The 12,473-nt window shown below is 45.1% G+C and carries 13 protein-coding genes; 8 read left to right on the top strand and 5 right to left on the bottom strand.

Annotation, left to right across the window (positions count from 1 at the left end):
* Positions 1 to 96 precede the first annotated feature (96 nt).
* On the bottom strand, positions 97 to 666 hold the full coding sequence (locus ACVBDU_RS17810; protein WP_447181078.1) for a DUF3109 family protein: 570 nt from the start codon (positions 664 to 666) through the stop codon (positions 97 to 99).
* Between the two features lie 169 nt (positions 667 to 835).
* Between ACVBDU_RS17810 and ACVBDU_RS17815 the strand changes: the two genes are divergently transcribed.
* The 4 genes from ACVBDU_RS17815 (at position 836) to ACVBDU_RS17830 (ending at position 3,243) form a co-directional block, all read left to right on the top strand.
* Positions 836 to 1,627: a glycerophosphodiester phosphodiesterase gene (locus tag ACVBDU_RS17815; RefSeq protein WP_447181079.1), complete on the top strand. Its 792-nt coding sequence runs from the start codon at positions 836 to 838 to the stop codon at positions 1,625 to 1,627.
* A 143-nt stretch (positions 1,628 to 1,770) separates the two neighbouring features.
* A complete protein-coding gene (locus ACVBDU_RS17820) occupies positions 1,771 to 2,343 on the top strand; it encodes a MarC family protein (protein ID WP_447181080.1) in 573 nt (190 codons plus the stop codon).
* Between the two features lie 94 nt (positions 2,344 to 2,437).
* The gene (locus ACVBDU_RS17825) at positions 2,438 to 2,641 is read left to right on the top strand and encodes a hypothetical protein (RefSeq protein ID WP_447181081.1); all 204 of its coding nucleotides are present in this window, start codon (positions 2,438 to 2,440) and stop codon (positions 2,639 to 2,641) included.
* Complete coding sequence (locus ACVBDU_RS17830) at positions 2,641 to 3,243, top strand: FAD-dependent oxidoreductase (protein ID WP_447181082.1); 603 nt, start codon at positions 2,641 to 2,643, stop codon at positions 3,241 to 3,243. Before ACVBDU_RS17825 ends, ACVBDU_RS17830 begins: the two co-directional genes overlap by 1 nt.
* 5 nt (positions 3,244 to 3,248) lie before the next feature.
* Here ACVBDU_RS17830 and ACVBDU_RS17835 read toward each other — a convergent pair whose 3' ends face one another.
* From ACVBDU_RS17835 to ACVBDU_RS17845, 3 genes are read right to left on the bottom strand one after another with little or no spacing between them, the layout of a single operon-like run.
* Positions 3,249 to 4,895 carry a S41 family peptidase gene (locus tag ACVBDU_RS17835; protein ID WP_447181083.1) on the bottom strand — a complete coding sequence of 549 codons (1,647 nt, stop codon included), beginning with the start codon at positions 4,893 to 4,895 and terminating at the stop codon, positions 3,249 to 3,251.
* Positions 4,885 to 5,325 carry a deoxycytidylate deaminase gene (locus tag ACVBDU_RS17840; protein WP_447181084.1) on the bottom strand — a complete coding sequence of 147 codons (441 nt, stop codon included), beginning with the start codon at positions 5,323 to 5,325 and terminating at the stop codon, positions 4,885 to 4,887. Before ACVBDU_RS17840 ends, ACVBDU_RS17835 begins: the two co-directional genes overlap by 11 nt.
* A 1-nt stretch (position 5,326) precedes the next feature.
* Positions 5,327 to 5,908 (bottom strand): HupE/UreJ family protein, encoded by a 582-nt coding sequence (locus ACVBDU_RS17845; RefSeq protein ID WP_447181085.1) that lies wholly within the window; start codon positions 5,906 to 5,908, stop codon positions 5,327 to 5,329.
* A 217-nt stretch (positions 5,909 to 6,125) separates the two neighbouring features.
* Between ACVBDU_RS17845 and ACVBDU_RS17850 the strand changes: the two genes are divergently transcribed.
* From ACVBDU_RS17850 to ACVBDU_RS17865, 4 genes are all read left to right on the top strand, one after another.
* The gene (locus ACVBDU_RS17850; RefSeq protein WP_447181086.1) at positions 6,126 to 6,536 is read left to right on the top strand and encodes a BrxA/BrxB family bacilliredoxin; all 411 of its coding nucleotides are present in this window, start codon (positions 6,126 to 6,128) and stop codon (positions 6,534 to 6,536) included.
* Between the two features lie 196 nt (positions 6,537 to 6,732).
* Positions 6,733 to 7,779 (top strand): efflux RND transporter periplasmic adaptor subunit, encoded by a 1,047-nt coding sequence (locus ACVBDU_RS17855; protein ID WP_447181087.1) that lies wholly within the window; start codon positions 6,733 to 6,735, stop codon positions 7,777 to 7,779.
* Between the two features lie 5 nt (positions 7,780 to 7,784).
* The gene (locus ACVBDU_RS17860) at positions 7,785 to 10,856 is read left to right on the top strand and encodes an efflux RND transporter permease subunit (RefSeq protein WP_447181088.1); all 3,072 of its coding nucleotides are present in this window, start codon (positions 7,785 to 7,787) and stop codon (positions 10,854 to 10,856) included.
* Between the two features lie 10 nt (positions 10,857 to 10,866).
* Positions 10,867 to 12,207: a TolC family protein gene (locus ACVBDU_RS17865; protein WP_447181089.1), complete on the top strand. Its 1,341-nt coding sequence runs from the start codon at positions 10,867 to 10,869 to the stop codon at positions 12,205 to 12,207.
* A gap of 21 nt (positions 12,208 to 12,228) precedes the next feature.
* On the opposite strand, the gene ACVBDU_RS24045 is transcribed toward ACVBDU_RS17865, so the two are convergent.
* Complete coding sequence (locus ACVBDU_RS24045; RefSeq protein ID WP_514372388.1) at positions 12,229 to 12,444, bottom strand: CAMCR motif-containing small membrane protein; 216 nt, start codon at positions 12,442 to 12,444, stop codon at positions 12,229 to 12,231.
* Positions 12,445 to 12,473 lie beyond the last annotated feature (29 nt).

Below are 12,473 nucleotides of genomic sequence, written 5' to 3' on the forward strand. Positions count from 1 at the left end.
AAAAACAACGCTGTAAGGACTAAATGGAAATTCTGCTTTTTACGATAAAATAATACGGAAGTATACTACGCGAGCCAGGAATCCGAAACCTCGCTTTTATCTTTTCAGTCCTTCGGCCACTTCTTCCAGTTCCCTGTACCAGCCTTCTCCGAACTTACGGATCAGGGCATCTTTTACGAATTTGTACACAGGCACTTGAAATTCCTTTCCGAGAGCGCAGGCGTCGTCACAAATATACCATTTGTGGTAGTTTACGGCTGCAAACTGGGAGTATTCCTTGACCCGCACCGGGTAAAGGTGACAGGAAACAGGTTTTTTCCAGGATATTTTCTTGTGGTTATAGGCTTCTTCTATGGCACAGAGCGCCGTTCCTTTTTTATCAAAGATAACATAGGCACATTCGCTGCCATTGACCAGGGGAGTTTCCCAGTCACCGTCTTCACCTTTAACAAAAGTTCCCTGCTTTTCAATCGCAGCAACCCCTTCTGCGCGCAAAAAGGGTTTCACTTCCGGGTATATGGCATCGAGTATGGCAGTCTCTTCCTTATCGAGAGGAGCACCGGCATCTCCGTCAACACAACAGGCCCCTTTACACGCGGACAGGTTACATACGAAATCTTCCTCCAGAATCTCTTCGGACACTATGGTCTTTCCTAATTGAAACATGCTGCAAAGATATGGACAAAAGTATGAAGTACGAAGTTGGATGTACGAAGTATTTTTTTTCTTTAACTCTTTACGTTTAGCTAACATTAAGTTAGCGATCATATTACGGAGACAACCAAGATTATTTTCCTATTTTAGCACAGCTTTTTTTTACAAAAGACCCAAAAACATGAAAAAAATACTTTTCTTTTTTATTACGTGTATGATAGCAACCGGCATTTCAGAGAAAGCTGTTGCCCAGGAAGGACAAGGCTTTAATAAAAACAAAGTAATTGCCCATCGTGGCGCATTTAAAAAAGCCAGATATCCGGAAAACTCACTTGCCTCCCTCAACCAGGCCATAAAACTAGGATGCGAGGGTTCTGAATTTGATGTATGGATGACCAAAGACGGAGTGCTTGTGGTAAACCACGATGCGGATTTTATGGGAATACACATAGAAGACTCCACCTACGAGGAATTACTGCAAAAGCAATACCCGAACGGCGAAAAAATTCCGACAGTCGAGACATACATTAAAGAGGGTATGAAGCAACGCCATACCAAACTCATATTTGAAATAAAACCGTCCAAAGACAAGGCTCGTGGCCTGGAACTGGCAGAGAAATCTGTTGCGCTGGTGCACAGGCTGAAAGCTCAGGAGTGGATAGACTACATCAGCTTTGACTACGATATCTGCAAAAAAGTAATGGCCCTGGATCCTCAGGCCAATGTCGCTTACCTCAACGGCGACCTGTCCCCTGCCGAACTGAAAAAAGACGGTTTCTTTGGCCTGGACTACTACATAAAAACCATGAAAGAACACCCGGAATGGATAAAACAGGCAAAAGAAGAAGGGCTTACGGTAAATGTATGGACGGTAAACAAACGGGAAGATATGGAATGGCTGCTGCAACAGGATGTCGATTTTATTACTACCAATGAGCCGGAATTATTATTTGAGATCCTAGAGAAACACTGACCTGTTTTTCCGAATCCATAATTAAGCTCCACGCACGCCTATCCGTGATGAAGGGCCGCCGGTTATTTTTTTAACCGGAGAGTTCTGTTTATCCGGCGGATATGCTTACTTTTGCCATCATTTTTTTTTAACTTGTTGCTATTATGAACTTTAGCATTAAAGAAATTGCTACGGCGACAATGGTTTTGTTTGCCGTAATCGACATCATCGGGAGCGTTCCGATCATTATCGCACTGCGGGAAAAAGTAGGGCACATTCAATCGGAAAAGGCATCTGTTATCGCCGGGATTATTATGATCGCCTTTCTTTTTGTCGGTGAAAAAATACTCAGTCTTATCGGGATTGATGTTTACTCTTTTGCCGTGGCGGGTTCTTTTATTATTTTTTTCCTCGCCATAGAAATGGTCCTTGGCATCACACTTTATAATGACGATGCTCCCGAGACAGCCTCGGTAGTCCCCCTGGCTTTTCCGCTTATAGCAGGTGCCGGGACCATGACCTCTATTTTATCCCTAAGAGCGGAGTATCATGTGGAAAATATTATTGTGGCTATTATCATTAATATCCTTTTTGTTTACATCGTATTGAAATTTTCGAAGAAAATAGAACGGATGCTGGGCAAATCGGGACTTGGAGTGATTCGTAAAATATTCGGTGTCGTGCTGCTTGCCATTGCGGTAAAACTATTCGCCAGTAACGCTACCAACTTGTTTTAGAGACTAAGGTTTATACATTCACTTCCTAGCATCTTGTCTCCGGGTGCCGAATTCTTTGTACCTTTGTCTCTCCGATAAAAACAAATAAGCATTCATGAAATATTTCATCCTTATACTGATCCTCGCAGCCATTGGCCTTATAGCTTATAACGTTACCCTAATAGACTTCAATGCTCCAATGGAAGGGGATAGTATTATAGCCATGATAGGCGTTGTTTCTTCTCTTTGCGCCATATTACTACTCGTTATTTTTACACTCTCCAAGAAGATACAGGACAAAATTAATAATAAGAGATAGTGTTTGACGTCATGATCATAGGCGGAGGAGCTGCAGGCATGCAGTGTGCCCTTATATTAGGGTCTTCCCGAAATACCGCGTACGGCAAGGACAAAAATACCGGGATCATTATGCATCAGAAGGCTTCGCACCTGCAAAGTGCTTTATTGAATAATGTTCTGGGCATGGCACCGGGAACTACCGGGATGGAAATCCTGGAACAAGGGAAACAGCATCTGGCAGATAAATATCCCGGTGTAACACAAATAGAAAGAGAAAAGGTAGTAGCTGTAACCGGAGAAGCCGGGAATTTTACTGTTAAGACCAACAAGAGCGAGTATAAAGCCAGGATTGTAGTAATTGCTACCGGATATACCGATCTTTTTAATATCGAAGGGTTAAACGAATATCTCATCCCACACAGGCTATCTCCTCCCGAAAAAAACAGAAAACAACTGCAAAACACGGATCACCTGGTAAAAGAAGGTATTTATGTAGCCGGAACCCTGGCCGGGTGGCGCAGTCAGTTTGCTATAGCCGCAGGTAGCGGTGCACAGGTAGCCACGGATATTCTCACCCTATGGAATAACGGCAAACACAGCAAGGTACACGATAAGATATAACGGGTTTAATTTTCGGGACGGACATAGTTAACCACCTCTTCATCGCCGGTCCGGCTTATTTCCAGTACTTTGGAAATGGTGTTGTCTCCTGTATTTATTATGCGTATGTGTGCCACACTACCGTAAAGCTGTTCTGCAATAGTGGCCTTAATATGCTTTTTGAGGTTGTCTTTGTATTTGGAGAAATCTATCCTGGAAAAATCTACTCCTATCAATCCCCTGTTACGCTGTCCGTATCTTACAAATTCTTCGATAAGCTTATCTTCTATCACAACATTTTGTAAAAATTCTTCTTCATCGTATTTACTGAACAGGTTTCTGTCCCTGTCCAGATATTCAAACACAAAATAAGACAAAAATCCGTTTTGAAGTATATAGTTTAACGCTTCTTCTTCCAGATTGGTGTCCAACGGAATAAACACATCCGGGATAATTCCTCCCCCTCCGTAAACTATTTTGCCTTTCGGCGTTGTGAACTTCAGGGAATCTTCTACGTGAATACTGTCTGCAGAAGCCAGCTCGCCATTGTGATACCGTTCATAGAACTTGCCGTAATAATCATCTATACCATTATCATACGAACGCTGTATAGACCTTCCTGTAGGAGTATAATACCTGGAGACGGTTAGCCGCACGGAAGAACCGTCTCCCAAGGCCATTTCGCGCTGTACCAGTCCTTTTCCGAAGGACCGCCTGCCCACAATAATGCCCTTGTCATTATCCTGAAGTGCCCCGGCAATGATCTCACTGGCAGAAGCGGACTTTTCGTTGATAAGAACATATACTTTACCATCTTCAAAATCTCCCTTGGAGGTAGCAAATGTCTTTCGCACTTCTCCCTTCTTATTCTTGGTAAACAATATCAGCTTATTTTCTTCAAGGAACTCATCGGCTATTTCTTCGGCTACTCCCATATATCCGCCGGGATTATCCCGAAGATCAAGAACCAGCTCTTTTGCACCACGTCTTGTCAATAAACCGAGTGCTTCTTTAAATTCTTTATACGTAGTTTCTGCAAAACGGTTTATCTTTATATACCCGAGGGTATCGGTAAGCATGTAAAAAGCATCTACACTGCGGATAGGCACTTTAGACCTTTTTATATTAAAAGTGAGTAATGAGTCCTGATCTTTCCGATAAACTTTTACCTGTACGGGGGTACCCGAAACACCTTTAAGCTTGTTTACCAGGTCCCTGCTCCGGATCTCCTTACCGAAAAGGGTGTCGTTATCCGCATACAGAATACGATCTCCCGGCTTAATCCCAGCACGGATACTGGGACCGCCTTCTATAGGCCTGATCACCGAAAGTGTGTCTTTATACATGTAAAAACTCACCCCGATTCCCACAAAATCCCCCTGCATGTTTTCTGCTACTCTCTGCCGGTCTTCCCTGGGTATATACACGGAATGCGGATCCAGTTTCTCCAGTATTTCGTTTACGGTGATATCTACGATACTGTCGGTATTGACATCATCTACATACTCGTAATCTATGTAATCGATAAGGCGATTGAGCTTTTCTTTCTTGGAGTTGGATGAAAAGAGTTTTTCGGGAGCATCTTTAAAATTGATCTTCCCGCCAATAAGCACTCCTGCAGCTAATGCGACAGCTATCAGCAGGGGCAGCCATATTTTCTTTTCATCCTTCATACTCTTCCAGGTTGGGTATATGTTCTAATTCAACGCCTGCTTTGGCGAGAAATTGTAATCCGGAATCATCTTTATATGCCTGGTGATAGACCACTCTGGTGATTCCTGCCTGATGTACTAATTTACTACATTCTTTGCAAGGAGACAAGGTTATGTACAAAGTAGCGCCGTTGCACGACTGTGTAGAAGAAGCCACCTTAAGTATGGCATTGGCTTCCGCATGGAGCACATACCATTTGGTATACCCCTCATCATCCTCACAAATATTTTCAAAACCCGTCGGAGTTCCGTTATACCCGTCGGATATGATCATCCTGTCCTTTACGATGATAGCTCCTACCTGTCTGCGTTTACAATAGGACAGCTTGCTCCATTCCATAGCCATCCGCAGATAGGCTCTGTCGTATTTTTCCTGTTTCTTTTCTGACATATCAATACGGATAGTTTTCTATCAGCATCGGTAAAACAATACCTATTACCATAGCCGATATGACCAGGATCCAATCCCTCCGGTTAAACCGGAACACGGTAGACAAAATAAACCCTGCAATAAGTACTACAAGTACTACGATAATCTGTGCCGCTTCAATCCCCAATGCAAATTCGAGTAGTGGCAGCAACTTATTTTCCTCGCCCGCAATAATCCCTTTAAAATACGATGAAAAACCGAGACCGTGAATAATCCCGAAAAACAGGGTTACAAAAAATGCAGGCCCGAATTTTTCTATTCCCGAGCGCTTTGCCGTAAATATATTAAACAATGCGGTAATAAAAATAGTTACCGGAATAAGAAATTCCACCAGGGTGGCGCTTACCCGTATGAGTCCGTATGTAGACATAATAAGGGACAGAGTATGCCCTATGGTAAATACGGTAACCAACCATAATATCTTCTTCCAGTGGTTAAAGGTATAAGGTACCGTTAACGCAACAAGAAAAAGAATATGGTCGTAAGCATGGATATCCAGGACATGCGTAAGCCCCAGTTTAAAATACAGCCAAAACTGTGACATATAGATATTTTTTGAGGTTGCCCAAACTTACGATTTATTTATAAAAATTGCATATCTGCATGTTAAATAAAAGACACCCCCGAACGAAGCGCTATCCTGCCATCTTTGTCCGCCTTCAGCTTAAGGCCTTGATTCGGAAAGCTAAACAAACTGTTAAAGCATCGTTTCTCCACAAAATTATTTGTAATTTTGTAGACAAGTCAAAAAAAGTAGAAATATGTATCCGGAAGAATTAGTAAAACCGATGAAAGAAGACCTGACCAATGTCGGGTTTCAAGAATTACATACCGCAGAAGACGTAGATGCAGCTCTGGCCAAACCGGGAACCACCCTTGTTGTGGTTAACTCGGTATGCGGATGTGCTGCTGCAAACGCGAGGCCCGGCGCCAAAATGTCTTTGGACAATGCCAAAAAGCCGGACCATATAGTTACTGTTTTTGCCGGAGTAGACCGGGAAGCTACCGACAGAGCCAGGGGTCGCATGGTTCCTTTCCCCCCTTCTTCGCCAAGTATGGCTCTTTTCAAAGACGGGGAACTCGTACACATGCTGGAACGTCACCACATTGAGGGCCGTCCGGCAGAATTGATAGCTGATAACCTGGTAGAAGCATATAACGAACACTGCTAATATCAGCATAACATAAAAGTTGCGGACATGCCTGAATAGCGATGCTTTTCAGGCATTGTTTTTATTCTCCGAAAACAACTGATTTTCCCCCATACACAACAAACTTTTTCAGACATCTTACTACAAATCGTGATTTCCCCCTTTTTTTAATGGTGTAAAAGCTGTATTTTGGTATTGTAAACAAAATCTCACCAAAATGCTGTCAGATCGTTTTTCACCTGCAAAGAGCCTTATTTTCTTCCTTTTCCCGGTTCTTGTAATAAGCGGTTGTTCTTCAGACAAAAACAAAGAAAAGAAGCCGGAAGCACAATCAGTAGAAGTAAAATCCGTGAGAAATGATACTGTTTTCACTTCCGTATCCCTGAGTGGCAACGTAGAAGGAAAGGAAACTCTTCGCCTCGGATTTATGGTTGCCGGAAAAGTAAACTATGTTGCGATCCGTGAAGGAGAAAGCATTAAAAAAGGGGCTCTTTTGGCCAGCCTGGACGATTCCGATTATCGCATCGGACTGGAAGCCGCCGAAGGTAAGCTGCTTGAAGTAGAGGATAAATACAACCGGCTTAAGATCATGTATGACCGCAACAGCTTAAGCGAGGCTGATTTTGTACAGGTACAGGCGGGACTTCAACAGGCCAGGGCGCAACAAAAATTACGAAACAAAAATGTGAACGACACCCGTCTTTACGCTCCTATTTCCGGTGTACTGCTAAAAAAAGGCGTATCTGAAGGAGAAGTGATTGATAAGGGAATGCCCCTGTTCGGACTTGCGGATATAGACCAGATAAAAGTCAATGCCGCAGTTCCGGAAAACAATATAAGCCTGATCCGGAGAGACCAGGAAGCCAGGGTTACCATTCCGGCCCTGGACACCGTTTATACAGGTAAAGTAACGGAAGTCGGACTGGCCGCCGAAGCCACCACACGCACCTACAATGCCAGGATCATCCTGGAAAACCCGGACCACAAAATACTTCCGGGTATGATTGCCGAAATACATATTGACACTCGTCGTAAAGAAAATATACTGACCATTCCCGGGAATGCTGTTTTAAGAGATCCGGACAACAACACCTATGTATATGTACTGGACACAGACAAAAACCGGGTATTCAAACGCAGTATCTCCGTCGGAAAACTATTTAAACAGGAAATAGAAGTCACCTCCGGATTGCGTGAAGGAGATCAGATTGTCACCGGAGGACAGCAAAAATTATACGACGGCACACCGGTAACCATAAAATAACGTCCATGAACTTCGTACGATCATCCCTGAAACATCCCCAGGTCACCATTTCCGTACTGGTGATCGTATTTTTTGCCGGAGTGTATTCCCTTCTGACCATGCCCCGCAGGGAAGATCCGAAAATAACCGTAAGACAGGGATTGGTACTGGCATATTTTCCCGGAGCCAACTCTTTGCAGGTAGAAGATCAGCTTACCCGTAAAGTCGAAGAAACTCTGTTCCAGTTTTCCGAAGTAAGAAAGGGAAAAACATTTTCCACATCGCGGGACGAACTCATGGTCATCCAGGTAGAGCTGGAAGAATGGGTGGAAAGTCCGGATGTCTTCTGGAACAAACTGAGTATTGCTCTGCAGGTCACCAAACAAACAGGGCTTCCCCAAGGGGTCATAGGCCCCATTACAAATTCGGATTTCGGGGATACGGAAGCTATCGTACTTGGGATTACAGCTCAAAATACCGATTCCCGGCAATTAAAAGAATACACCCGAAAACTCGAAGACAGGTTGCGAAACATCCGCGCCGTGTCCAAGATGAAGCGAATCGGGGAAAGGCAACAGGAGATCGTCATCACTTCCAATTCGGAAAAACTGGCACAGTATGGCGTAAAGTTCAGCGAGGTTATAAATATACTGCGGTCACAAAACAACATTTACCCCAGCGGCCATCTGAAAACAGATACAGAACAAGTTCCCTTTTACACCACGGGTTACTATAATACGGAAGAAGAAATTGCACAACAGGTGGTCGGAACCGCCCCAAACGGCGACGTTATCCGCATTGGAGATGTAGCGCACATAGAACGAAGATATGAAGAAGCCGATTCGTATACTGCCGTAAACGGTTCTTCTGCCGTGATGCTCTCCCTCCAAATGCAGGAAGGGAATAACATTGTGGATTTCGGGGAGGAAGTCGAACGAATTATAAACGAAGTACGGGAGCAACTCCCTTCTGATGTGAAAATTGTAAAGGTTATCGATCAACCCGCACTGGTAGACCACAATGTCAGTCATTTTATACGGGAGTTCTTTATTGCTATCGTTGCTGTGGTTATCGTTATCCTCGTTCTTTTACCATTTCGCATCGCGCTTGTAGCCGCCATGGCCATTCCTATGACCATCGCCATGACTTTTGCCATGCTGCACGCCTTCGGCATAGAATTGCATCAGGTCTCCCTTGCGGCCCTGATCGTGGTGCTCGGTATGGTGGTAGATGATGCCATAGTTATTGCCGACAACTACGTGGAACTTCTGGATGAAGGAATGCCGCCTTCCAAAGCAGCCTGGAAGAGTGCCACCGATCTCGTTATCCCGGTGCTCACAGCTACCATAACTATTATCGCTGCCTTTTTACCCATGATCATCTTAAGCGGATCCGTCGGCGAGTTTATTCTCGCCCTTCCCCTTACGGTAACTATTGCACTGGCCTCTTCTTTCCTGATGGCTATGGCATTTACCCCCATCCTCTGCCATGCCTTTATAAAGAAAGGGCTGCACCAGGACAATCAGGGAACTGATAAAAAACCTTCGATGCTGGACCACCTCCAAACCGTTTATGACAAGTCCCTGGATTGGTGTATGACACATCACAGGGTTACTGTTTACGGCAGTTTGTTTATGATCGTACTTGGAGTGGCCATGTATTTTTTCATTCCGCAGAAATTTTTTCCGGCAGCGGAACGCAACCAGTTTGTCATTGATCTTTGGATGCCTACAGGTACCAAAGTAGAGAAGACCGAAGAAGTCATTCAACGTATTGCCGGGGAAATTACCGGAGACAAACGGGTACTTTCGCATGCCGTCTTTACCGGAAGCAGTGCTCCACGTTTTTATTACAACTTTGCCCCGGAAGTACCGGCGTCGAATTTTGCCCAGATACTTATAAATACTACCAATGACGACACCGCCCGGGAATTTTCGGAAGAATTGGCGGAAAAAGTCAATGCCCTTGCTCCCGAAGGCCGTGCCCTGGTAAAACTCATGCAGCAGGGAACACCTTATCTCGCTCCTGTGGAAGTCCGTATTTCCGGAGAGGAGATACAAGCGGTAAAAAATATCGGGGAACAGATAAGTCACATATTAAAGGACACTCCGGGAAGCGATAATGTACGTGACAATTTCCACGAAGACTATTACGGTATAAACATACAACTGAAACCAGAGGCCAGCCGCCTGGGCTTCACCACGGAAAGTGTGGCCAAAACCTTGTATGTAGGTTTTTCCGGGGCCCCGGTGAGTACCATGTATGAAGGCAATACCCCGGTAGACCTGGTCCTGCGGCTGGATGAGGAAAGCCGGAAGGATTTCAGCCGGCTGGAAAACACATATCTGCCCTCCCCGGTTACAGGAGGTTCTGTTCCGCTCCGGCAGATCGCCGAGCTTACCCCACAATGGCATACAGGACGTATTGTACGCCGTAACGGGGTACGCACCCTATCGGTGCTGAGTGAAAGCAAAAAAGGAGTCCTTCCCGAACAGGTACTGAACCTTGCACGAAAAGAGATCGATAAAATAGATTTACCTGCGGGCTACAGAATAACTTATGGCGGAGAATACGAAAACAAGGAAGAAACCTTCAGCCAGATGATCATTGCCCTGGGTATAAGCATCGTCTTCATCTTCCTTATTTTATTGTTCCAGTTCAAAAACCTGAAAGAAACCATGCTGGTCATGCTCACCATTCCGCTCAGCCTTTTCGGGGCTTTTCTCGGGCTTCTGATCACTGGTAACAATTTTGGTTTTACGGCTTTTGTCGGGCTCATCAGCCTTTCCGGCGTGGTCGTCCGCAATGCTATTATTTTAATAGATTACACCAACGAACTGCTCATTAAAGGAGATTCCATACAGGAAGCGGCCATCGAAGCCGGAAAAAGAAGGCTACGTCCTATTTTCCTGACAGCTATGGCTGCAGCCTTCGGGGTATTACCTATGATAATTTCGGGTTCTCCGATGTGGAGTCCGCTCGCCAGTGTACTTGCGGTAGGTGTGGTCTGGTCCATGGTAATGGCTCTGCTTACTATTCCCGTACTCTATGCCCTGCTGATAAAACCCCCGGGATATAACACACCTCATCTCACATGAATCGTAAAATATGAACAAATTGCCGATCCATATTCACCTGTTATTATTGCTCCTGCTACTACCACTCGGTATCAAAGCCCAGCAATCGCGTGTTCTCGGCCTGGAAGAAGCAAAGGAAATAGCGCTTTCCGAAAACAGGCTTCTTCGCATTCAGCAGGAAAAGGCAAACGAGAGTTTTTACAAGATCCGGGCCATGTCTGCAAAGGGGAAACCAGTACTGTATGCCAGCGGCAACTATCTCCATTCGTTCAGAGACAATAATTTTGTGATCCCCCGTGGGGGTATCGGGGATTTCCTGAACATCCCCATACCCTGGAACGATTTTACACTATACCAGGGAGACAGGGACATTTTTACTGCGGGTATACTGGCTTATCAGCCGGTCACCCAGCTTTTCCGGGTTCGTCATGGTGTAAAAGCAATTCGGGCGGAAAATGAAATGGAGAACAGTAAACTTCACAAAGCAGCATTGGAGGTCGAAGCCGGAGTAGAAAAACTATTTTATGCCGTAAAAATACAGGATAAAAAAATCGGGGAAGCAAAAGCGGAAGTCGAACTGGCAGAAGCCCGGTTATACGATGCGGAAAGCGCACGTATAGCCGGAGAGACCCAGGAGGTGAACGTATTGGGATTAAAGGCGGAAAAAGCAAGCAAGGAGCACCTTCTTCTGGAAGCCGAAATAAACAGGGATAATTACATGGCTGATCTTCGCAACACCCTTTCCCTGGCAGACACGGTTGTCCTGGAACTGGCTCCACTCCCGGAAGCGCCATATATTCTGCAACCGGAAAGCGAATACCTGGCGAGAGCCATGCGGGACAATCCGGATATCCGGGCTGCCGTATATCAACAGGAAAAGGCAGAACACGGGGTAGCTGCCGCCAAAAACGCCTACCTCCCCGATCTGGGAATTACCGGCGGGGTCACTTACCAGGGAATCATCGAAGAACTCCCGGAAACCAACTATTTTGTCGGGGCTAACCTCACCTGGAACTTCCTGGACTTCGGCAAACGCAAATCGGAACTGGAACAAATTAAGTCCAGGCAATTACAAGCCTCGTTATATGCGGAAAATACCAGGGATGAGATCCGGAACAAAATAACGAAGGCATACCGTAATGCCAAACAGGCGGAGCAACTTCTTTCCACCGCCCGGCAGGCCCACATGTTCCGGGAAGAAGAATTCCGTATTAAAAACAATGGACTGGAAACGGGATTAATCACTAAAAAAGAGCTTCTGGAAACCAAAGTGGAACTGGAGAAAGCAGCCCGGAACGCCTATGCCGCACAATTAAACTACAACCTTGCCATACTCGACCTCAGAGTACTTACCGGTACGAAACCTCAATAGCCATACTTTGAAAAGGGGTTTTTATTTGCTGCGGAACCTGCGATATACGAAATAGCCAAGTATACCCATAACAATATACGGGATAGCCATAAGATATATAATACCGTTATTAATACCCCTGGCGGCTTCCTGCCCTTCCCCGCTTTCCAGTACGGCCCTGCACATGGCACACTGTGCCCCGGCCGGCAATACCGTCCATAGGAGAACGAAAACGAGTATGAGATATTTAGTGCTAATAACTATAAAATTTACAATGTTTTATCCGA

The organism is Sinomicrobium endophyticum (assembly GCF_052983315.1).